A 22,571-nucleotide genomic window follows, 5' to 3' on the forward strand; every position below is an offset into this window, starting at 1 on the left:
CCCGCCGCCGACCTTTCCCATTAGGGGCCCCGCCCCCTTGCCCTGGGGCGACGCCTGTCGGCCGAAAGCTGTTTGGACACCGATCAGCGCGGGCGTCAACACCTTAACCGCCCTGGCCGTTTCAAACGACATTTTGTGGCGCGGAAGGCCCGCTTTCCAACAAAAAACCCCGCCCGGGATCACCCGGGCGGGGGATATCTCCGTTCCAGGCCCAGGCCTTAGAACTCCACCGTCGCACCGACGAAGATGGTGCGGCCCAGCGGGTCGTAGACACCGGGGTAGGTGTTGCCGTTGCCGAAGCTGCTGAGCAGGCTGGACGCGATGGCCGGCGGGTCGCGGTCGAGGATGTTGTTCACACCCGCGCGCAGCGACAGGTAGTCGGTCATCTTGTAGGTCATCGCCAGGTCGAAGTAGCTGTACGACGGCAGCTTGGCGTTGATGCCGACAAAGTCGGAGGCCAGGAAGTCGTTGCTGGTGTTGCTGGACAGCGACGTCGGGCCGATGAAGCGCCAGTTCACGGACACCGTGGCCGGGACCCAGGGGCTGGACCAGGTGGTGCGCAACTGGTGGCGCCACCGCGGGTTGGGCTGGCCGCAGGTCGGGCCGAACAGGCCGGTGCAGTCATAGGTGCCCAGGCTGGGCAGCGGCTGGGTCTCACGGGTCAGCAGCACGCTGCCCGTCAGGTTGAAGTCCAGGTCGCCCCAGTTGCGGTTGACGACGTCTTCCAAGGCCAGCTTGTAGGACACGTCAATGTCCACGCCCGAGGTCTGCAGGTGCCCGGTGTTCTGGTTGCCGGCGATGATGTAGCCATCGGTGCCGAACAGCACGCCCGAGCCCTTGGCGCGGTGGAACAGGCCGCAGAAGTAGGGGTTGCCGGTCTGCACGCACTGGTTGATGACCGTCTGCGCGTCCAGCGCCGAGATGTAGCCGTCAACCTTGATGGTGTAATAGTCCAGCGTGGCGGAGAAGTTGGGAATGAAGGTCGGGGTCAGCACCACACCGGCGGTGAAGGTGTCCGCCGTCTCCGGCTTCAACGCGCTGTTGCCGCCACCCTGTGTGACGCAGACGGCCGAGGGGCAGTCGGCGATGTGGCCGTACTGGGCGGATGTGACGCCGGTCAGGGCGCATTGGGCCGCCGAGGCCGTCGGGCTGGAGCCGGAGCAGGGATCCACCGCCGCGACGTTGCCCAGCGTGGTCGGTGCGAACAGTTCGGAAATGCTGGCGGCGCGGACGGCGCGGTTGTAGCTGCCGCGGAAGCGGACGTCGCTGACCGGGGCGTACTGCAACTCGAACTTGTAGGTGCTGACGCCGCCGTCCAGGTAGTCGTATTTGGAGTAGCGGTAGCCGGTGTTGAACAGCAGCTCCTCGACCAGGGGCTTGTCCTGGATGATGGGGAACTGCAGTTCGCCGTAGCCTTCGTCCACGCTCAGGCTGCCGTGCGACGGCAGGGTGCCGTTGGCCTGGGCCACCTGGTCCGCCTCGAACAGCAGCGTTTCCTCGCGGTGTTCATAACCCAGCGCGATGGCCGCCCCCTTCTTGGCCCACGGGCTCTTGATCCCGTACTGCTCCAGATCGCCGTTGATGGACAGGCTGCCCACCTTTTCCGTCTGGGCGCCGTGGGTGTGGCTGGGCGAATAGAGGTAGGTGTAACCGGCCTGGCTGATGCCGTTGTACTGGAAGACGTTGATGGGCACGCAGGTCGGGTCGGTACCGTCGATCACCGACTTGCAGGTGGGCACGCCGTTCACGTTGACAACCTCCAGGGCGCGCTGCGCCTTGGTGTTGTCGACGTTGTTCATATAGGTCTCGTTCAGGATGGCCTTGGACCACAGGAAGTTGGCGTCGTAGCTCCAACCGTCCCAGACCTCCCCACGGAAGCCGCCGGTGAAGCGGTAGTCGATGTGGCGCAGGTCGTCGCGGCGCGGCTGGCTGCCGGGGCCGGTCAGGCGGTAGCCGATGAAGGTCTGCGCGTCGGCGTTCGTGCCGGCGTCGGCGCCGCACAGCGTGGACGCTTGGGACGACGACATCAGCGGGTTGTTGCAGTTGATGTTGAACGTCGTGCCCTGGAACAGGGCGGACGGCGCCGCCTGCGAGAAGCTGTGGTCGTTCATGTACATGAAGTTGCCGTAGACTTCGATTTCCTTGGCAAATTCATAGTGGGCGGCCAGACCGGCGGTCTCGCGCTTGTCGGTGCGCTGGATATAGTTGGTGGGCGTGTAGTTGTAGGCGAAGCTGCTGTTGTACGGCACCCAGGTCTTGCTGCCGTCCTTGGCGTTCACCAGGGTGGTGTTCGCGTTGGGGCCGCTCAGCGGATAGAACAGGCCGTAGGCGTTGTTGCTGGAACCGCCGCAGATGAAGGTGTTGGCGTCCTTCAGGTTCAGGTCGCAGTTGGAATAGTCGCGCTTATCCTGCGTCACCGGCATGGAATAGTGATAGCCGGCGAACAGGGTGACATTGCCCTTCTTGCCGTCGAAGTTGGTGCCGGCGGCGACGCTGACGTCCTTCTTGATGCCATCCCACACCTCACTGGGCGCGGTGGTGAAGTTCTTGGCCTGGCTGAGGGACCGCAGGGCGGTGTTGCCGTTGTCGTGCTGCGCGATGCTGTACTGCACATCGGCGCGCACGCCGTCCAGGTTCTTGCGCAGGATGAAGTTCACGACACCCGACACGGCGTCGGAGCCGTACACCGCCGAGGCGCCACCCGAGACCACGTCCACCCGGTCCACCATCGCGGTGGGGATGAAGTTGATGTCGGAGGTTTCCGGCGGCAGCATGCGCTGGCCGTCGATCAGCACCAGGTTACGGTTGGAACCCAGGTTGCGCAGGTTGACGCGCGACGTGCCGTCGGCACCGTTGGACACGTTGTCATTGGCGTCCGCCGTCACCTGCGGCAGGCGGTTCAGGGCGTCCACCATATTGGTCGTGCCCTGATACTGCAGGTCCTGCGACCCCACGGTGGTCAGGGGGCTGGCCGTCGTCAGGTTCGCCTGCTTGATGCGCGAACCGGTGATGACGATTTCCTGCAGATCGTCGACGGACTGGGCCAGCGCCTGGCCGCCCGTCATCAATGCCACCATGGCGGCCCCCGCCGCCAGGGCCGACGCGCGGCCCGAGCGGAGCACCGACCCGGGGGCGGACTTCGCATGAATCTTTCGCATTCTTATCTCCCAGACCGCGCACCCCCGTTAGTGCGCGCCGGACAACCGTCCCGCAAATGCCACAGACCTGTCAAATATCTTATATCGTATATCGTATGATTTATTCGAAAGTGTGTCGCCGACGCATCAGCGCCGGCCAAACTTTGCGCTGTGTCAAATAGTTAAGTCGTGTCGCGACACAGGAACGCCAAAAGCCGCCCTCCCGGGTGGGGAGGGCGGTTGCAGAGGTGTCGTCGTCAAAAACCACCCATCCGGCGTAGGATGGGCGCTGGTGGCGCTTACAGCGCCGTCACGGTCACCGCTTCCACGTCCTTCACCGCCAGCGGGTTGCGCAGCGGCAGGCCGAAGGGTGCGGCCTCCACCTCGAACCGGTCGCCCGGCCGGGTGGTGAACCCATCGCTGAACGACAGGGTGGCGGTGCCGAAATAATGCGCGTGCGCGTCGCCGGGGCGGCGGAAGCCCGCGTACTTGAAGTGGTGGTGTTCCAGGTTGGCCAGGCTGTGGCACATGTTGGCCTCACCCGACAGGAAGGGCTTTTCCCACGCCACCTGGCCATCGCGGACGATGCGCGTCGTCCCCCGGATGTCGGCCGGCAGCGGCCCCACCAGCAGCTCCGGCCCGAAGGAACAGGGGCGCAGCTTGGAATGCGCCAGGTAGAGATAGTTCTGCCGCTCCGTCACATGGTCGGAGAACTCGTTGCCCAGGGCGTAGCCCAGGCGGAAGGGCGTGCCGTCGGGACCGATGACGTAGAGGCCCACGATCTCAGGCTCCTCCCCGCCGTCCAGCGCGAAGGCGGGGGAGGCCAACGGCGCCTCGGGCGCCGTGACGATGCCGCCATCCCCCTTGAAGAACCATTCCGGCTGCGCGCCAACCTGGCCAACGGCCGGCTTGCCGCCCTCCAGCCCCAGGCGGAACATGCGCATCGAGTCGGTCTGCTTGGCGGGATCGGCCAAATCCTTGTGCATCTTGTCCCGGCCTTCCGCCGACCCCAGGTGGGTCAGCCCCGTGCCGGTGACCAGCAGGTGGGCGGTATCGGGATGGTCCAGCGGCGCCAGTAGGCGGCCCTCGGCCACCAGTGCCGCCAGGTCCACGGGGCCACCCACGCCCGCCGCCTCGACCACCGCCGCCAGGCCCGTGCCGGCGGCGATGGCCCGCTGCGCCAGCTCATAGACACTGGCGACACCCGGCACCGTGTGCGCCGGACCATCATCGTGGCGGGCGGCGACGGCGCGGGCGCCGGTGGCGTCGACATATTGGAGGAGACGCAGGACCATGGGTGTTTCCCTGATGATTGTTTTGGGATGATTGTTTTGCGTGACTGTGGTCCGGCCGGGGCCGAGATGACGGCACCAGAGGGCTGGACGTGCTCATTTAATAATACTATTTCTGTCTAGTCCAAGCCTTTTCCGAAGCAAGCGACATCGTCTCTCGGGGGACGGCGTCGATGGACGCAAAGGGGCTTGAGTAGCCTCCATAAATAATATCATATGACCCATAACAAACGGTCGCCCTCTCCTGGGAAAGGAGCGCCGGCGGACGGCCCCGACGGGGTGAACATGACACAGGGATGGATATGAAAACGCTGCTGGGAAGCCGGAAAATCTCTCGCCAGGGTCTGGCGCGCCGGATGCTGGGTATCGGAACCGCGGTGCTGCTGGCCAGCCTGGCCGCCGGGTGCGACAGCGGCGACAAGAAGGGCCTGACCGTGGGCTTTTCCCAGATCGGGTCGGAATCCGGCTGGCGCGCCGCGGAGACCAAGCTGGCCCGCCAGGGGGCGGAACAGCGGGGCATCACCCTGAAATTCTCCGACGCGCAGCAGCGCCAGGAAAACCAGATCAAGGCCGTGCGGTCCTTCATCGCGCAGGGCGTGGACGCCATCCTGCTGGCCCCCGTGGTCTCCAGCGGCTGGGATGAGGTTCTGGGCGAGGCCAAGGCCGCCAACATCCCCGTCATCCTGCTGGACCGGCAGATCGACACGCCCAACATCGACCTTTATCTGACGGCCGTCACCTCCGACACCATCGAGGAGGGGCGTGTGGCCGGCCGCTGGCTGGCGGGCAAGGTGCAGGGCCGCGATTGCCGCATCGTGGAAATCCAGGGCACGGTGGGCGCCAGCCTGGTGGCCAACCGCAAGAAGGGCTTCGAGGAGGCCATCGCCACCGCCCCCAACCTGCACCTGGTGCGCACCCAGTCGGGCGAGTTCACCCGTGCCAAGGGCAAGGAGGTCATGGAGGGCTTCCTGAAGGCCGAGGCGCCGGGCAGCATCTGCGCCGTCTATGCCCACAACGACGACATGATGATCGGCGCCATCCAGGCCATCAAGGAGGCGGGGCTGAAGCCGGGCACCGATATCCTGACCGTGTCCATCGACGGCGTGCCCGACATCTTCAAGGCCATGGCCGACGGCGACGCCAACGCCACGGTGGAACTGGCCCCGGACATGGCGCCGCGCGCCTATGACGTCCTGCTGGCCTATCGCAAGGACCACGCCCCGCCGCCCAAGTGGGTGCAGACGCCGTCCAAGCTGTATGAACCCGACACCGCCGCCGCCGAATACGCCCGGCGCAAGGACCTCTACTGATGGCCGTTCCCGGAACCCCGGCGGCCGAGGCCCCGGTGGTGCTCGCGGCCCGGGGGTTGACCCGGCAGTATCCCGGGGTGCGCGCCCTGGATGGCGTGGACCTGACGCTGCGGGCGGGCGAAATCCACGCCCTGCTGGGGGAGAACGGCGCCGGCAAGTCCACGCTGATCAACCTGCTGACGGGGGCCCAGCCGCGTGACGGCGGCACCATCACGGTGGACGGCGTGGACATCGACCCGGATGGGCCCGGTGGCGCCGTCCGGGCCGGCATCGCCGCCGTTTATCAGGAGATCACGCTGCTGCCCAATTTGTCGGTGGCGCAGAACCTGTACCTGGGGCGCGAGCCCACGCGCTGGGGCCTGGTGCACCGCTCGCGCATGAACCGGGAGGGCGCAGCCCTGCTGCGCCGCTTCGGCCTCAGCATCGACGCCAGCCGGCCTTTGTCGGACTTTTCCACCGCCGTGCAGCAGCTGATCGCCATCGCCCGCGCGGTGGACCTGTCGGCCAAGGTGCTGATCCTGGACGAACCCACCGCCAGCCTGGACACGGCGGAGGTGCAGACCCTGTTCATCCTGCTGCGCAGCCTGCGCGACCAGGGCCTGGCCATCGTCTTCGTCACCCATTTCCTGGACCAGGTCTACGCCCTGACCGACCGCATCACCGTGCTGCGCAACGGCCGGCTGGTGGGGGAGCGGCGGACCGCCGACCTGCCCCGCCTGGACCTGGTGGCCATGATGCTGGGCAAGACGCCCACGGCGGAAAGCCACCTGAGCCGCCGTCCGGCCGCGGCCGCCCCCGCCGGCGCCCCGCTGGTGCGGGCGGAAGGCCTGGGCCGCCGCCGGCTGGTGGGCGCCTTCGATGCCGAGCTGCACGTCGGCGCCGTGCTGGGTGCCGCGGGCCTGCTGGGCTCCGGCCGCACGGAAACCGCCCTGCTGCTGTTCGGGGTGGAGACGGCGGACCAGGGCCAGCTGCTTGTCGACGGCAAGGCCGTCACCCTGCGCAGCCCGCGTGACGCCATCCGCCTGGGCTTCGGCTTCTGCCCGGAGGACCGCAAGCTGGACGGCATCGTCGCCGGCCTCAGCATCCGCGAGAACATCGTGCTGGCCCTGCAGGCCAAGCGCGGCTGGTGGCGGCGGCTGTCCACGGCGCAGCAGCACGAACTGGCCGACCGCTACATCAAGCTGCTGGACATCCGCACGCCGGATGCGGAAAAGCCCATCCAGCTGCTGTCGGGCGGCAACCAGCAGAAGGCCCTGCTGGCCCGCTGGCTGGCCACCGAACCCCGCCTGCTGATCCTGGATGAGCCCACGCGCGGCATTGACGTGGGCGCCCACGCCGAGATCGTGCGCCTGCTGGAGGACCTGCGGGACCGGGGCATGGCGCTCTACGTCATCTCTTCGGAAATCGAGGAGGTGGCCGCCTATTCCGACCGCGTGCTGGTCATGCGCGACCGCGCCCCCGCTGGCCTGCTGGAGGGGGAATCCATCACCCCCGCCGCCATCGTCAACGCCATCGCGGCGGACCACCCTCACACGGGAGGTGCCGCGTGAGCGCCTTCATGAACGCCATCCTGGTCCGCCTGAAGGCGGCGCGGCCGCAACTGGCCCTGCTGGTGCTGGCATTGCTGGTCAACGTCTTCGTGGCACCGGGCTTCCTGGATCTGCGCCTGCAGGACGGCCGGCTGTTCGGCGGCCTGATCGACATCCTGAATCGGGGGGCGCCTGTCATGCTATTGGCCGTGGGCATGGCCCCGGTCATCGCCACGCGCGGCATCGACTTGTCGGTGGGCGTCATCATGGCCATATCCGGCGCCGTCGCGGCGGCCGGGGTGAACGCGGGGCTGGCCTGGCCCGCCGCCATCCTCGCGGCCCTGGGCACCGGCCTGGTCTGCGGCCTGTGGAATGGCCTGCTGGTGGCCGTGTTCCGGCTGCAGCCCATCGTCGCCACCCTGATCCTGATGGTGGCGGGGCGCGGCATCGCCCAGCTGGTGACCGAAGGCCGCATCCTGACCTTCACCGAACCGCACCTGATCGCCGTGGCCGGCGCCACCCTGGCGGCCCTGCCCCTGCCGGTGGTGCTGGCCCTGGCGGCCGCGGGCCTCACCGGCCTGCTGGTGCGGGCGACGGCGCTGGGCCTGTTCGTCGAGGCCGTGGGCACCAACCCGCGCTCCAGCCGCCTGGCCGGCGTCCATACCGGCCTGGTGCTGGGCGCCGTCTATGTCTGGTCCGGGCTGATGGCGGCCCTGGCCGGCCTGATCGCCACGGCCGACATCAAGGGGGCCGACGCCAACAACGCCGGCCTGTGGCTGGAGCTGGATGCCATCCTGGCCGTGGTCATCGGCGGCACCAGCCTGTATGGCGGACGGTTCAGCATCGGCCGTTCCGTCCTGGGCGCCCTGGTCTTGCAGGCCATGCGCACCGCCATCCTGCGGGCGGGCCTGCCACCGGAGCTGAACCTTGTGCTGATGGCGCTGGTGGTGGCCGCCGTGCTGACCCAGCAATCCCCCGCCTTCCGGCCAGTGGCCACCCGCCTCATGGCGCGCCTCAAGAACAAGGAGGCCAGGGCGTGATGGGCCGGATCGTGAATACGCGCACCCTGCCGCTGCTGGCGACGGTGGTGGTCTTCGTCCTGATCTATGCCGTCTGCGCCGTGCAATACCCGGCCATGCTGGGCCTGCGCGTCATGGGCAACCTGCTGACCGACAACGCCTTCCTGGGCATCCTGGCCGTGGGCATGACCGTGGTGGTGGTGGCGGGCGGCATCGACCTGTCGGTGGGCGCCGTCATGGGTCTGACCACGGTGGCGCTGGCCCGCCTGATCGAGGGCGCCGGCCTGCCGCCGGCACTGGCCTTCGCCCTGGTGCTGGCGCTGGGCGGGCTGTTCGGCGCCGGCGTGGGGGCCGCCATCCATTACCTGAAGGCGCCGGCCTTCATCGTCACCCTGACGGCCATGTTCCTGGCCCGCGGCTGCGCCCTGCTGGTCAGCACCGATTCCATCCCCATCCACAACGCCGCCTACGACACCCTGGCGGGCGCCGCCCTGGCCCTGCCCGGCGGCGGACGGCTGACGCTGGTGGCGGGCATCATGCTGCTGACCTTCCTGGCCGGGGGCATCCTGCTGCACGGCACGCGCTTCGGCGCGCGGGTGTTCGCGCTGGGCGGCAACGCCCACTTCGCCCAGCTGATGGGCATCGACACCGGCCGGACCACCATCCTGGTGCACGCCTTCTGCAGCCTGATGGCGGCGCTGGCCGGCATCGTCTTCTCCCTCTACACCCGGTCCGGCTATGCCCTGACGGGCACGGGCGTGGAGTTGGACGCCATCGCGGCGGTGGTCATCGGCGGCACGCTGCTGACCGGCGGCGTGGGCGGCGTGGCCGGCTCTTTCATCGGCGTGCTGATCCAGGGGCTGATCCTGACTTGGATCACCTTCGACGGCACGCTGTCCAGCTGGTGGACCAAAATCGCCATCGGGGCCCTGCTCTTCGTGTTCATCGCCGTACAACGCTTGATTTTGGTGGCCTCCGCCCGGTATGGCCGATCGGGGGCGGGGCCCGCCGCGCCCAACACGCCCAATCCGGCCGCCTCGGCCCCCGCCTCCCGTCCCTCCTCCGGCGCCGCCGCGCCGTCCGCCAGCTGAGCCGCGCCCATGACCCTTTCGACCTGGTCATCGCCTGAACGTCCCCTGTCGCACCATGAACAGATCGTGCGCACCCTGGGCATGGAGATCCTGAGCGGCGCCCTGCCCGTGGGCGTGAACCTGCCGCCGGAGCCGGACCTGCTGGTCCGCTTCCAGATCTCGCGCACGGTGTTGCGGGAGGTGATGAAGACGCTGGCGGCCAAGGGCCTGGTCGTGTCCAAGACGCGGGTGGGCACCAAGGTGCAGGACCCGACGCATTGGAACTTCTTCGATGCCGACCTCTTGTCCTGGCGCGTCAGCCTGGGCCTAGACGATGCCATGCGCCGCCACCTGTATGAGATGCGCAGCGCGGTGGAACCCCGCGCTGCCGCCCTGGCGGCCAAGCGCCGCACGCCCGAGCAGCTGGCCGACATGCGCCGCGCCGTCGCCCGCATGGCGCAGCCGGGGCACAACCGCCGCAGCTTCGCGGAGGCGGACCTGGCCTTCCACGTCGCGGTCAGCGCCGCCTCCGGCAACCCGATGATGCGGTCGCTGGCGGCGGTGATCGAGGCGGCGCTGCTGGCCTCGTTCTCGCTCTCATCCCCCGTGGATGAAACCGTCCTGCAGCAGGAGGTGGTCGACAGCCACGCCGCCATCGCCGACGCCATCGAGGCGGGAGACAGCACGGCCGCCGCGCACGCCATGCTGGCCGTCATCGATTCCGGGTTCGGCCGGCTGGACCTGCCCGATCCCGACGCCGCCTGAAGTTCCCCTCGCCTTTCCATTCAACGCCTTGACCGCATTCCTGAAGAAAGCCCCGCAATGACGTCGTCCGATCCTTCCAACGGCAAGCCCAAACTGCGGTCCCGCGCCTGGTTCGACAACCCCGACAACCCGGACATGACGGCGCTGTATCTGGAGCGCTACCTGAACTATGGCCTGACGCTGGATGAACTGCAGTCGGGCATGCCCATCATCGGCATCGCCCAGACGGGGTCGGACCTCAGCCCCTGCAACCGTCACCACCTGGTGCTGGCCCAGCGCCTGCGCGAGGGCATCCGCCAGGCTGGCGGCATCGCCATCGAATTCCCCGTCCACCCCATCCAGGAAACCGGCAAGCGTCCGACGGCCGGCCTGGACCGCAACCTGGCGTACCTGGGCCTGGTGGAGCTGCTGCACGGCTATCCCCTGGACGGCGTCGTGCTGACCATCGGCTGTGACAAGACCACGCCGGCCTGCCTGATGGCCGCCGCCACGGTCAACATCCCGGCCATCGCCCTGTCCGTCGGTCCGATGCTGAACGGCTGGCACAATGGCGAGCGCACCGGTTCCGGCACCATCGTGTGGAAGGCCCGCCAGATGCTGGCGGCCGGGGAGATCGACCAGCGCAAGTTCATCGAGCTGGTGGCCAGCTCCGCCCCCTCGACCGGCTATTGCAACACCATGGGCACGGCCACGACCATGAACAGCCTTGCCGAGGTGCTGGGCATGCAGCTGCCGGGCTCCGCCGCCATCCCCGCCCCCTACCGCGAGCGTCAGCAGATCGCCTACGAGACGGGCAAGCGCATCGTGGAGATGGTGAACGAAGACCTGAAGCCGTCGGACATCATGACGCGCGAGGCCTTCCTGAACGCCATCGTGGTGAACTCCGCCATCGGCGGTTCCACCAACGCCCCCATCCACCTGGCGGCCATCGCCCGGCACATCGGCGTGGAGCTGGAGCTGCAGGATTGGCAGACCCACGGCCACAAGGTGCCGCTGCTGGTGAACCTGCAGCCGGCGGGCGAGTACCTGGGTGAGGATTATCACCATGCCGGCGGCGTGCCGGCCGTGGTGGCGGAGCTGATGAAGCAGGGCCTGATCCACGAGGGCGCCCTGACCGCCAACGGCAAGACCATCGGCGACAACTGCCGCGACGCCGAGATCAAGCTGCCCGACGTCATCCGTCCCTTCGACAAGCCTTTGAAGAAGGATGCCGGCTTCCTGGTGCTGCGCGGCAACCTGTTCGACAACGCCATCATGAAGACCAGCGTGATCTCGGACGAGTTCCGCGACCGCTACCTGTCCAACCCCGACGACCCCGACGCCTTCGAGGGCCGGGCCGTGGTGTTCGACGGGCCGGAGGACTATCACCACCGCATCGACGACCCGGCCCTGGGCATCGACGCCCACACCTTGCTGTTCATGCGTGGCGCCGGCCCGGTGGGCTATCCCGGCGCGGCCGAGGTCGTGAACATGCGGCCGCCCGCCTACCTGATCAAGCAGGGCATCACCGCCCTGCCCTGCATCGGCGACGGCCGGCAGTCCGGCACCTCCGGCTCGCCCTCCATTCTGAACGCCTCGCCGGAGGCGGCGGCCGGCGGCACCATCGCCCTGCTGCGGACGGGCGACCGGGTGCGCATCGACCTCAAGGCCGGCACCGCCAACATCCTGATCAGCGACGCCGAACTGGCCGCCCGCCGCCAGGCCCTGGAAGCCGCCGGCGGCTATCAGTACCCGGCCAGCCAGACGCCGTGGCAGGAAATCCAGCGCGGCATGGTCGGTCAATTGGGCGACGGCGCCGTGCTGGAACCCGCGGTGAAGTACCAGCGCGTGGCCCAGACCAACGGCATCCCGCGCGACAACCACTGAGGCGCGGTTCGAGACAAAGGCGGCGGTGCTGGGGTGGCACCGCCGCCTTTTCTTATGGGTGATTGATCAGCCCAGCCGCGCCAGGAACTCCGCATGGGTGGGCAGGCGCTGGGCGGCGGTCGCCAGGCTGGTGCGGCGCAGGCGCAGGGTTTCGATGATCTCGTCGCGCCGTTGCGCCGCCATCAGGGGATCGCGGCGCTTGGGGATCAGGCCCAGGCCGATGAACAACGCCTGCCAGCTGGGGCCGACGAAGGTTTCCTCGTTCAGCAACACCACATGGCCCGTCTCGCGGAAGGTTTCGATACGATGGGCCAGGGTGTCGGGCAGGGTCATCCCGCGCCGCTCCCGCCAGAACGCCGTGTCGTCGCGCTGGGTCAGGGCATAGTGCAGGATGATGAAATCCCGGATGCGGTCGAACTCCAGCGCCTGGACGCGGTTGTACTCCGCCGCCAGCCCGGGATTGAACGACAGGTCCGGCAGCAGGCTGATCAGGCGGGTGATGCCGCCCTGGATCAAGGAGATGGAGGTTGATTCCAGCGGCTCGACGAAGCCGGAGGATAGGCCGATGGCGACACAATTGCGCGCCCAGAACCGTTCCCGCCGGCCGGTCCGGAAACGCAGCAGGCGCGGTTCGCCCAGCACTTGGCCATCGAGATTGGCCAGAAGGCGCGACCGGGCAGCCTCCTCCGTGACATGGGCGCTGGAGAAGACATAGCCGTTGCCGGTCCGGTGCTGCAGGGGGATGCGCCACTGCCATCCCGCCTCCAGCGCCGTGGCACGGGTGTAGGGCGGTACGGGTCCGGCGTTGGCGGTGGGGACGGCCCACGCCCGGTCCACCGGCAGCCAATGGCCGTAATCGATGAACCGTTCCCCCAGCGCCTTGTCCGCCAGCAGGGCGATGAAGCCCGAGCAATCGATGAACAGGTCCGCCGACAGATCGCGGCCATCCTCCAGCCGGACGGAGCGGATATGGCCGGTCTCGGGGTGCAGGTCGGTGGCGACGATGCGCCCTTCGTGGCGCGTCACCCCCTCCGCCTCCGCCTTGGTGCGCAGCAGGCGCGCGTACAGCCCAGCGTCGAAATGGAAGGCGTAATTGAAATAGGAGTAGGGTGACCGGGGGTCGTTGTCAGGGGCGGCGAAACGCCCGGCGCGAGCCATGACCGCCGCCATGTGATAGGCGTCGAAATCGCCCGCGGCCTCACCCACCAGGTCCCGCGCCACCAGCCAATGGTTCAAGGTGGAAAACGGTCCGGCATTGACGATGTAGTCGCCAAAGCCATGGAAGAAGCGCGTGCCCTTGGCCCGCCAGTCCTGGAATTCGATGCCCAGCTTGAACGTGCCCTGGGTCGCCTTCAGGAAGGTGGCCTCATCCAGGCCGATGTCATGGTTGAATTGTCGGATGGTGGGGACCGTCGCCTCCCCCACCCCCACGGTGCCGATGGCGTCGGATTCCACCAGCTCCACCCGCGTACTGGCCACGTGAACCGCCTGGTTCAGGGCGCAGGCGGCCATCCAGCCGGCGGTGCCGCCGCCGACGATCAGGATACGGCGGAGCGGGTTCGCCATCATGCGTGGGTCCTGACGGATGCGGGTGCCTCACCCAGGAAGGCCTCATGCGGGCGGCAACCATCCGCCACCTGCCGCACCGTGCGGCGCATGGCGTCGAAGCCGGCGCGCACCTCCTCCAGCGGAGCCACGTCGGTCAGGGGGTCGTAGCCCTGGGGCTCCAGCCCCTGGCCCAGCAGGACGGCAAGCCAGTTGGGTTCCTGGAACAGGGTCTGGTTGGGGAAGATGGCGAAGCCCCGGGTGCGGAACAGGTTCATCTTCTCCGCCAGGCTGTCGGGCACGGCCATGGCGCGCATCCGGTCCCACAGCGGTTCCCCCATGCGTTGGTTGGCGTGATAGTGGAAGACCAGGAAGTCGCGCACCTGTTCCAGCTCGTCCGCCATGATGCGGTTGAAGACACCGGCGGAAACCGGGTCGTCCTTGGCCAGCGGGAAGGTGGCGGCGAACTTGATCAGCGCGTGCTGGATGAAATGGATGCTGGTGGATTCCAGCGGCTCCAGGAAGCCGGAGCTGAGGCCCACCGCCAGCACGTTCTTGTGACGCGACCGCCGCCGGCCCGTGGTGAAGCGCAGGAAGCGCGGGTCGTCCAGCGCGGGCGCGTCCAGGTTGGCCATGAGGGTGGCCGCCGCCTCATCATCGCTGATCAGGTCGCTGACATAGACATAGCCGTTGCCGGTGCGGTGGCGCAGGTTGATGCGCCATTGCCATCCGGCCGCGCGCGCCGTGGCGCTGGTATAGGGCACCGGCGCCGCCACCCGCTGCGACGGCACGGCCACGGCCCGGTTGGCCGGCAGGTGGTGCGACCAGTCCTCATAGGCCTGGCCCAGCGCCTGGCCGATCAGCAGGGCACGGAAGCCGGTGCAGTCGATGAAGAAATCACCGTCCACTCGGCGCCCGTCGGCAAGGTCCAGGTGGCTGACGGTGCCGTCGGCGCCGTCCAGCGCGACGTTGGCCACCGTGGCCTCGACGCGCCGCACACCCCGGGATTCCGCGATGCGCCGCAGGAACCCGGCGTAGAGGCCGGCATCGAAATGATAGGCATAGGATAGGGTGGACTTGGGCGAGCGCTGGTCGGCCGACGGGAAGTCGAACCGGCCCCTGCGGGCCATCACCTCGGTCAACCAAAAATCGGACAGCGGGTGGGGATACCCCGCCGCCTTCAGCCGCAGCCACCAGGCATGGAAGGAGGCGCCGTTGATGGCCTGGCCCGGCTGCCCGAAGGGATGCATGTAGCGGTGGCCCGGCCGCAGCCAGTCCACGAACTCGATGCCCAGCTTATAGGTCCCTTCCGTGGCGCGCAGGAACTCCGCCTCGTCGATGCCCACGGCCTTGTTGAAGACCTGAATGGGGGGAATGGTCGCCTCGCCTACGCCGACGGTGCCGATTTCGGCGGATTCCACCACCGTCAGCGACAGCTGGCGGGCGGGGAACAGGCTGGACAGGAAGGCGGCGGACATCCACCCGGCGGTGCCGCCGCCGACGATGACCAGACGCGTGACCGTTGACGCGGACATGGGATTCCCCCCGAAACCAGACGTATGAAGCCAGGCCGCAGCTTAACCGCCCGCGGCCCGGCTTCCTTGTTCCATCTCAACGGAGGCGGCGCCGGTGTCCCCACCGGAGCCGCCCTTACCATATTTACCGAGCTCTTAGTAAACCGCGCGGAAGACCAGAGAGTAGCGACGGTCCGCGACCGTGTAGTTGTGCTTGTAGATCAGGCTGTCGCTCATGTTGCCCTGGGTGCCGTAGTACCAGTTGTCACGCTCGTCGATCGAGATGACGTTCTTGGTCGCCAGCAGATTGGCGGCCTGGACGCCGACCTTGAAATGTTCGTTGATCGAATAGATCAGCGAGGCGTCCAGCTGACCGTAGTCTTCCATGTAGGCCGGCGCCTGGACGTTGGAGGCCGAGGCCGCCATCAGGTAGCGCGACCGCCAGTTGTAGGCCAGGCGGAAGTCGAAGTCGTACTTGGTGTACAGCAGCGCCGCGTTCAGGGTGTAGGTCGACAGCTGTTCCAGCGGCAGCTTCAGCTTGCTTGCCCCGATCTGGCTGCCATCGAAGACGCTGCCGGAGGTGTTCTGCGTGCCGCTGCTGTCCAGGATGGTGAAGTTGATGTCCGTGCCCAGGCCGCTGAGGACGCCCGGCAGGAAATCATAGAAGTAGGTGAACTGGCCTTCCAGGCCCATGATGCGGCCATGGCCGTGGTTCTGCGGCACGTTGCCGACGACCGTCTGGGTGATACCGTTGTTGGTCACCTGGACGACCGTCTGGTCGCTCTGGATGTAGTCGTAGATTTCCTTGTCGAACACGCCGAAGGAAACCATCGAGCCCGGCTTCAGGTACCATTCGTAGGACAGGTCGAACGACTGGGCCCGCATGGGCTTCAGCTTCGGATTGCCCGTGTTGAAGGCGAAGGAGACGCCGGTGTTGTACATGACTGGCGCGCCCCGGTTGGCGGCATCGTTCAGCTCTTGCTGAGTGTACGGCTGATGAGTGGCACTGTTGATGACATTGTCCGCCGCCGTAGCCAGGCGGTTCTGATACGTCCCGCTCATGGTGAAGGACGGCGTCAGCTGATAAAAGTCGGGACGCACGATGGATGTGGCGGCCGCGAAACGGATGGCCATGTCATCCTGCGGCTTGAACCTCAGGTTCAGGCTGGGCAGGACATCGGTGTAGTGGTTGCTGAACGAGGTGATGGTGTTGGCGCCATTGGCAAATGTTAGCGCCCGCAGGGCATCGGCCGAATACGCGCTGAGATCGCCCGCTTGAACCACCGAGGCCACATGGCCCAGACCGGTCGACTCCGTATCCGTACGCACGACGCGGACGCCGATATTGCCATCCCACGGCAGATTCCAACCGAACAGGTTCTCATGACCAAAGCGCATCTGGGCATAGATGGCGTTAGTCCGTTCCGTTTGGTCGTTGGTGCCTAAGCCGGAGGTGGACGTGGGGGCATAGTCGTAATTACCGTTGAAGGGCGTCCAGAGGGTGATGCCGTTCACCGGTTGCGCGGGGTTGATCAGCTTGCCATTGGCATCAACGTTGGCGGCGGCCCAGGTGGGCAGATAGCTGGCCAGACTGCCCGCGGGGAACGGGCTGTTGGCAGTGGCGCCATAATAGCCCGGCGGGACCGCCGGCAAATTCTTGCCCAAGTTGGGGGTGTACAGCAGCTTTTGCATATAGCTGGCCAACAACCCCTTGTTCTTGGCCAGATCGACGCTGGGCATCCACAGGGACGGCATGCTGCCGCCAAAGAAGTTGTTGAAGTTGATGACTTCCTGATGCTCGGGGAATTGGCCGGCCGTCGCCGTCTGGGCAAAGGCCCACGGGGCGGAAATGAGCTGCCAGTTATACCCGCCATCGCGCTGGATGGAATGGCGGTCGGTACTGCGAAAACCGAACTTCAGCGACTTCAAGAAATCGCCGTCGACATCGTAGACGGTGTCCAGTTTACCCGCGGTCTCATCGGCCTTGTCGATCTCATTGTGATCCATGGCCGCGTAGAGGTTGAACACATTGGGCGTGGCCGTCAGGTTCTGCATCTTGATGACCGGCAGGTCGCCCCGCAGGTCCAGGCCCACGCCGCCCGTGGCCGTGACCGTGTTGTAGACGGTCATGTCATAGTCATCGCGGCGCGAGAAGATGCGCTGGAAGTCGGCATTGACGTGCCAGCGGTCGTGGTTCCACTTCACGCCGCCCGAGGCGTCCCAGGTCTCGTCATTTTCCTCGCCGTACCGGGTGCCCAGGTTCAGCAGGAAGCTGTTGGCGACACCATTGCCGCCGCCACCGCCGTCAACAATGGTACCGGTCAGGAAATTGCCGTCGCCATCGAAGGTGAAGCCGGTGCCGGCCGCCGGCTGGTTCAGGAAGCTCTGGTTGTTGGTGGCCGAGCAGCAGGCCGAGGTCTGGGCGAAATGGTCGGTGCTGACAAGCTTGGAGGTGGAGCGGAAGTAGGTGCCGTAGAACTCCAGCTCGTCATTCGGCTTCCACTGCAAGGCGCCATACTGGCCGTCGCGGGTGCGGTCGCGGTCCTCCAGGCGGTATTCCACGCCGGTCGGCACCATGACCACCGACTTCGGCTGGCCGCTGATGGAATTGTCGCCGTTGAAGTTGAAGGTCGTGCCGCCGTCGTAAGACGACTGGGTCTTGGTGGAATGGGCGTTGTAGGGGTCGACCTCCAGCGCGTTCAGGCGGCTGCTGAGTTCGGAGTGGGCCACGTCCACCAGGATGCCGATCTCACCGATCTTGGTGTCCCAGCGGTTGGAGTAGAGGCCCGATGCCGAGGGCGTCCACTTGTGCCGCAGGTCGCCGTTGGTGGCGTCCGCCGACAGGCCGATGATCTGGCCGTCGCTGTCGAACGGCATGCGGGTGCGCAGGTTGATGGTGCCACCCAGGCCACCTTCGACGATGTCGGCCGAGGGGTTCTTATAAACGTCGACGCCGGCCGCCAGTTCGGGCGTGACGTCTTCCCAGCCCAAGGCGCGGCCGTTCTTGGCGCCGAAGCTGTCGCGCCCGTTGATTTCGGAGCGCACCCAGGTCAAGCCGCGGATCTGCACGCCGGACCCTTCGACGTTCAAACGGTCGATGTCGCGTGGTTCGTCGGTACGGCCGATACTGATGCCGGGCACGCGCTGCAACGCCTCGGTGACCGAGCGGTCCGGCAGGGCGCCGATGTCGACGGCGGAGATCGAGTCCACGATCTCTTCGGAGTTGCGTTTGAATTCCTGTGCGTTGTTCAACGCCTTGCGCATACCGACGATGACGATCTCATCTAGACCGGAATCGTCCTTTTGGCTGGTGTCGGCCGCAGTCTGGCCATAGGCCAGGCTGGCGCAAGTGAACGCTAGTGCCGAGACGGATAGCAGTGCGATGGCCTTTGAAGTGTGGCGCATCTTTTCTCTCCCAATTTAATTTATTTATTTGTGGACGCAGAAAACGGCCCCGGGCCTTGGCGGCCGGGTGCGTCAGTCGGTCTTCGGATCTGTGATGTTGTCCATGGCCTCCCCCGCGTTTTTGTCGCCGCGACCCTTTGTCGGACCAGCAAGCCCGGCATCTTTGATAAGGCCTGACAACCCTGTCAAGGCCGCGTTCACGAACTTGCAATGGTTGGTCGAAGCCAGTCGCAAATTAGAAAGGAAAAATGTATTATTAATCATGGGCTTTGCAGCGAAGCCACAGTGCCCGGGAAAAGCCGTGGACCGCTATCACGGTTGTGCAAACACGGTTACGGAGGCGGCATCCGCCCGACTCGGCCTAAGCCTTCCGGCCTAAGCCCCTCCCCGCAAGCGCTTTCATAGCGGCTATGAAAAAAGCCGGCGGGGGTGCCGCCGGCTTTTGACCTCTATAACCTGAGCGGTCCCGCTCAGTCGTGGAATTCATCCACCAGCACGCGGTGGCCACAGAGGAAAGCGTCCGCCACGTGGCTGAGCGGCGCCAAGTCCACGTCCACCTGCCGCTCGCGCACCAGGCGGCTGAATAGGGCATAGAGGTTGGCGTATTCCGCCTCCGGCTCTTCCAGATGGGCGACGCCGTCGATGCTCATGGCGGCGCCCCCGCGGTTCAGCGCCAGGGTGCCATCCGTGGTTTCCACCACGATGTCCCAGCTTTGCGGGCCGGTCTGGCGCCAGTCGAACTCCGCCCGCACCGGCACGCCGGACAGGTCCTGGAAGTCCAGTTGGGCGGCGATGGGGGCCTGGCGGTTGGCCGGGAATTCCAGCGTGGCGGCCTTCAGCACCAGGGGGCGGGGCAGGATGTGGGTGATGATGGACAGGGCGTTGATGCCGGGATCGAACACGCCCAGGCCGCCCGGCTGCCAGATCCACTCCTGGCCCGGGTGCCAATGGCGCACGTCCTCCTTCCACGACACCGACACCGATGTCAGCGTGCGGCCCGCCAGCCAGGCGCGGGCCGGCTCCACGGCCGGCGCGTAGCGGGAGTGCCAGGTGGCCAGCAGCGCCAGACCTTTGTCCTTGGCCAGGCCGACCAGGTCGTGCACCTCGGCCAGGGTGGCGCCCGGCGGCTTTTCCAGCAGGACGTGGACGCCGCGCTCCAGCGCGTGGCGGGCCAGGGCGTGGCGGCCCTGCGGCGGGGTGCAGAGGGCGACGGCCTCGATCTCGGGCCGGGCGTCCAGCAGGGCGTCCAGGCTGCCGTAGCTGTCCACGCCGTCCAGCGTGGCGTTGCGGCTGGCCACCGCCACCAGCTCATAGTCCGGATTGGCGGCGATGACGGGCAGGTGCTGGTCGCGGGCGATCTTGCCCACACCCACCAGGCCGATCTTGATCGGTGACATGCGCTCTCGGGCTCCCCTGTTTTTTATGAAAAAGGGGCGGACCGCGTTTCCGGCCCGCCCCCAGCGGCGACTTACTTGCCGGCCTGCACCACACCATCGACGCGGCGGTTCAGGTCCAGCGGATTGCCATGCTTCACCGCCGCCGGCAGCAGCGCGTCCGGCAGGTCCTGGTAGCAGACCGGACGCAGGAAGCGGTCGATGGCCAGCGTGCCCACCGAGGTGGTGCGGGCGTCGGACGTGGCCGGGTACGGGCCGCCGTGCACCATGGAATGGCAGACCTCGACACCCGTCGGCCAGGCGTTGGCCAGGATGCGGCCCACGCGGCGCTCCAGCGTCGGCAGCAGGGCGGCGGCGGCGTCATAGTCCGCCTCGTCCAGGTGCAGGGTGGCGGTCAGCTGGCCTTCCAGGCCTTCCAGCACCGCCTTCACCGCGTCGATGTCCGGGCAGCGGACGATGACGGAGGACGAGCCGAAGACCTCGTGCGCCAGGGCCGGGTCGGCCAGGAAGTCGGCCGCCGTCACGCTGAACAGCACACCGGAGCAGGTGTTGCCCTCCCCCTCGGCCGCCTGAGCCAGGATGGTGGTGCTGGGGCTGTCGGCCAGGGCCTTCACGCCCTGCTTGTAGGCCTTGGCGATGCCGGGGGTCAGCATGACCAGGGGCGTGGTCTTGGCCACGGCCTCGGTGGCGGCGGCGATGAAGCGTTCCAGATCCGGGCCGTCCTGGGCGATGATCAGGCCCGGGTTGGTGCAGAACTGGCCGGCGCCCATGGTGAGCGAGCCGACAAAAGCCTGGCCCAGGGCCTCGGCACGCGCCTTCAGGGCGGCGGGCATCAGCAGCACGGGGTTGATGCTGCTCATCTCCGCATACACGGGAATGGGCTCCGGACGGCTCTGGGCGATGCGCACCAGGGCCAGGCCACCGGCGCGGGAGCCGGTGAAGCCCACGGCCTTGATGCGCGGGTCGGCGACCAGCGCGCCGCCCAGCTCATTCGTGGTGCCGCTCAGCAGGCTGAACACGCCTTCGGGCAAGCCCAGTTCCTTGACGGCGGCGGCGATGGCCTCACCCACCATCTCGCTGGCGCCGGGGTGGGCGGGATGACCTTTCACCACCACCGGGCAGCCGGCGGCCAGGGCCGAGGCGGTGTCGCCACCGGCGACGGAGAAGGCCAGGGGGAAGTTGCTGGCGCCGAACACGGCCACCGGGCCCACCGGGATGTGGCGCAGGCGCAGGTCGGCGCGGGGCAGCGGCTTACGCTCCGGCAAGGCCGGGTCGACGCGCACGCCCAGCCAGTCACCCTGGCGCACGACGCTGGCGAACAGGCGCAGCTGGCCCATGGTGCGGCCCCGCTCGCCTTCCAGGCGGGCGCGCGGCAGGCCGCTTTCCTGGCCCACACGCTCCAGCAGGGCGTCGCCCAGGGCCAGGATGTTGTCGGCGATCTTTTCCAGCAGGCTGGCGCGCAGCTCCAGGCTGGTTTCGCGGAAGGTGTCGAAGGCGTCCCAGGCCAGCGCGCAGGCCTGGGCCACATGGTCGGGACCACCCTGGGCGAAGGCGGTGTCCAGAGCCCCGTTGGTGGCGGGATCGATGGCGGTGAAGGTGGCGTCGGTGGCGACGCGGGCACTGCCGATCAGCAGCTTACCGTGCAAAGACATCTGGTGTTCCTATCCCTCTGGTGGCCCCCCGACGGGTGGCCTGTTGCCGGGGCGCCGCCCCTTGTTAGCCAAATTTGTACGATAAATCCACACTTCCCCGGCAGTCGTGCCGTTCAGGCCAACGCTAGCCCGGTCGCGCGGTATCGACGGTCGCGATCGGAATGTAGGCTTGATACCGGTAACATGCAATGGCGGGGCAGCCATGGCGCCGGCCCCTTGCCATACCTCGCGACACAAGGCATTATGCCTCGTGTTGCAAGGTATCGCGCGGCGCTTCGGCGCGCCTTCGTCATTCACTTCGGGAGACGCGCATGTCCGACCTGTTCCACGCCCTGCGTGAACGCCTGCTGACGGCCGGTGTGGCCCCCCGTCATGCGCGCCGCTACGTCATGGAACTGCGGGAGCATGCGGCCGACCTGACGGCGGAGGAGATGGCCGCGGGGCTGCCCCTGCGGGAGGCGCGGGCGGTGGCGCTCAAGCGCCTGGGCGGGCGGGAGGTTCTGGCCCAGGCGCTGCTTCAGCGGGGAGAATTCCGGTCCTGGGGCGCCCGCGCGCCGTGGGCGGTTTATGGCATCGCCCCGCTGCTGGGCGTCCTGGCCACCTACGGCCTGGCCTTGGGCGCCATCGTCGGCATCCTGGTGGCGCATCGCCCCGCCCCCGGCGCCCATCCCATCCTGCCCCCTTGGTTCGGTGCGGCGACCATGACCCTGGGCTACCTGCACAACCTGGTCCTGCCGCTGCTGATCGGCGGCGGCCTCGCCTGGATGGCCACCCGCCAGCGCATGCCGGCACTGTGGCCCAGCGTGGCGCTGCTGATCGTCGGCGTCGTCGGCGGCACCGGCGTGGCGGAGGTGCAGCTGCCCAAGACGCCCGACGACTATGTCAGGCTGGTGGTCGGCTGGTCCTTCATCTGCCCCTACGTCAACCTGGACATGGCCTTCAGGCACGCCGCCGCGATCCTGCTGCTGACCCTGTTGCCCTATCTGGCCTGGCATATCTGGCGCAAGGCCGTTCCCCCCAGCCCCGGCGGCCTGGACCACGGCCACCTGATCGAGACCTGAAGACAAGAGACG

14 protein-coding genes are annotated in these 22,571 nt (G+C 67.4%); 7 read left to right on the forward strand and 7 right to left on the reverse strand.

What is annotated here, in order from left to right:
* Window positions 1-218 precede the first annotated feature (218 nt).
* Both UAJ10_RS27435 and araD1 read right to left on the reverse strand, forming a co-directional pair.
* Window positions 219-3,158 (reverse strand): TonB-dependent receptor domain-containing protein, encoded by a 2,940-nt coding sequence (locus tag UAJ10_RS27435; protein ID WP_322918544.1) that lies wholly within the window; start codon window positions 3,156-3,158, stop codon window positions 219-221.
* Between the two features lie 278 nt (window positions 3,159-3,436).
* Window positions 3,437-4,432 (reverse strand): AraD1 family protein, encoded by a 996-nt coding sequence (gene araD1 / locus UAJ10_RS27440; RefSeq protein ID WP_322918546.1) that lies wholly within the window; start codon window positions 4,430-4,432, stop codon window positions 3,437-3,439.
* Between the two features lie 353 nt (window positions 4,433-4,785).
* Between araD1 and ytfQ the strand changes: the two genes are divergently transcribed.
* From ytfQ to UAJ10_RS27470, 6 genes are read left to right on the forward strand one after another with little or no spacing between them, the layout of a single operon-like run.
* Complete coding sequence (gene ytfQ, locus UAJ10_RS27445; RefSeq protein WP_322918547.1) at window positions 4,786-5,739, forward strand: galactofuranose ABC transporter, galactofuranose-binding protein YtfQ; 954 nt, start codon at window positions 4,786-4,788, stop codon at window positions 5,737-5,739.
* Window positions 5,739-7,289, forward strand: coding sequence for a sugar ABC transporter ATP-binding protein (locus tag UAJ10_RS27450; protein ID WP_322918548.1), 1,551 nt, complete (start codon window positions 5,739-5,741; stop codon window positions 7,287-7,289). The genes ytfQ and UAJ10_RS27450 overlap by 1 nt, the downstream gene beginning before the upstream one ends.
* A complete protein-coding gene (locus UAJ10_RS27455; RefSeq protein WP_322918549.1) occupies window positions 7,286-8,308 on the forward strand; it encodes an ABC transporter permease in 1,023 nt (340 codons plus the stop codon). The genes UAJ10_RS27450 and UAJ10_RS27455 overlap by 4 nt, the downstream gene beginning before the upstream one ends.
* The gene (gene yjfF, locus UAJ10_RS27460) at window positions 8,308-9,378 is read left to right on the forward strand and encodes a galactofuranose ABC transporter, permease protein YjfF (protein WP_322918550.1); all 1,071 of its coding nucleotides are present in this window, start codon (window positions 8,308-8,310) and stop codon (window positions 9,376-9,378) included. The genes UAJ10_RS27455 and yjfF overlap by 1 nt, the downstream gene beginning before the upstream one ends.
* A gap of 9 nt (window positions 9,379-9,387) precedes the next feature.
* The gene (locus UAJ10_RS27465; protein ID WP_322918551.1) at window positions 9,388-10,122 is read left to right on the forward strand and encodes a FadR/GntR family transcriptional regulator; all 735 of its coding nucleotides are present in this window, start codon (window positions 9,388-9,390) and stop codon (window positions 10,120-10,122) included.
* A 57-nt stretch (window positions 10,123-10,179) separates the two neighbouring features.
* A complete protein-coding gene (locus UAJ10_RS27470) occupies window positions 10,180-11,988 on the forward strand; it encodes an IlvD/Edd family dehydratase (protein WP_322918553.1) in 1,809 nt (602 codons plus the stop codon).
* Between the two features lie 66 nt (window positions 11,989-12,054).
* Here UAJ10_RS27470 and UAJ10_RS27475 read toward each other — a convergent pair whose 3' ends face one another.
* The 5 genes from UAJ10_RS27475 to UAJ10_RS27495 all read right to left on the reverse strand — a co-directional run bounded on the left by UAJ10_RS27475 (window position 12,055) and on the right by UAJ10_RS27495 (window position 21,498).
* A complete protein-coding gene (locus UAJ10_RS27475; protein WP_322918554.1) occupies window positions 12,055-13,557 on the reverse strand; it encodes a tryptophan halogenase family protein in 1,503 nt (500 codons plus the stop codon).
* Window positions 13,554-15,068, reverse strand: coding sequence for a tryptophan halogenase family protein (locus UAJ10_RS27480; RefSeq protein WP_322918555.1), 1,515 nt, complete (start codon window positions 15,066-15,068; stop codon window positions 13,554-13,556). Before UAJ10_RS27480 ends, UAJ10_RS27475 begins: the two co-directional genes overlap by 4 nt.
* 135 nt (window positions 15,069-15,203) lie before the next feature.
* Window positions 15,204-18,452: a TonB-dependent receptor gene (locus UAJ10_RS27485; RefSeq protein ID WP_322918556.1), complete on the reverse strand. Its 3,249-nt coding sequence runs from the start codon at window positions 18,450-18,452 to the stop codon at window positions 15,204-15,206.
* Between the two features lie 470 nt (window positions 18,453-18,922).
* The gene (locus UAJ10_RS27490) at window positions 18,923-19,849 is read right to left on the reverse strand and encodes a Gfo/Idh/MocA family protein (RefSeq protein WP_322918557.1); all 927 of its coding nucleotides are present in this window, start codon (window positions 19,847-19,849) and stop codon (window positions 18,923-18,925) included.
* Between the two features lie 71 nt (window positions 19,850-19,920).
* Window positions 19,921-21,498, reverse strand: coding sequence for an aldehyde dehydrogenase (NADP(+)) (locus tag UAJ10_RS27495; protein WP_322918558.1), 1,578 nt, complete (start codon window positions 21,496-21,498; stop codon window positions 19,921-19,923).
* A gap of 311 nt (window positions 21,499-21,809) precedes the next feature.
* Here UAJ10_RS27495 and UAJ10_RS27500 point away from each other — a divergent pair, with 311 nt between their 5' ends.
* Entirely contained in the window at window positions 21,810-22,559 is a 750-nt protein-coding gene (locus UAJ10_RS27500; protein WP_322918559.1) for a hypothetical protein, read from the forward strand.
* Window positions 22,560-22,571: the final 12 nt, after the last annotated feature.

It is taken from the genome of Nitrospirillum guaranorum, from assembly GCF_034653275.1.
Lineage (GTDB): Bacteria > Pseudomonadota > Alphaproteobacteria > Azospirillales > Azospirillaceae > Nitrospirillum.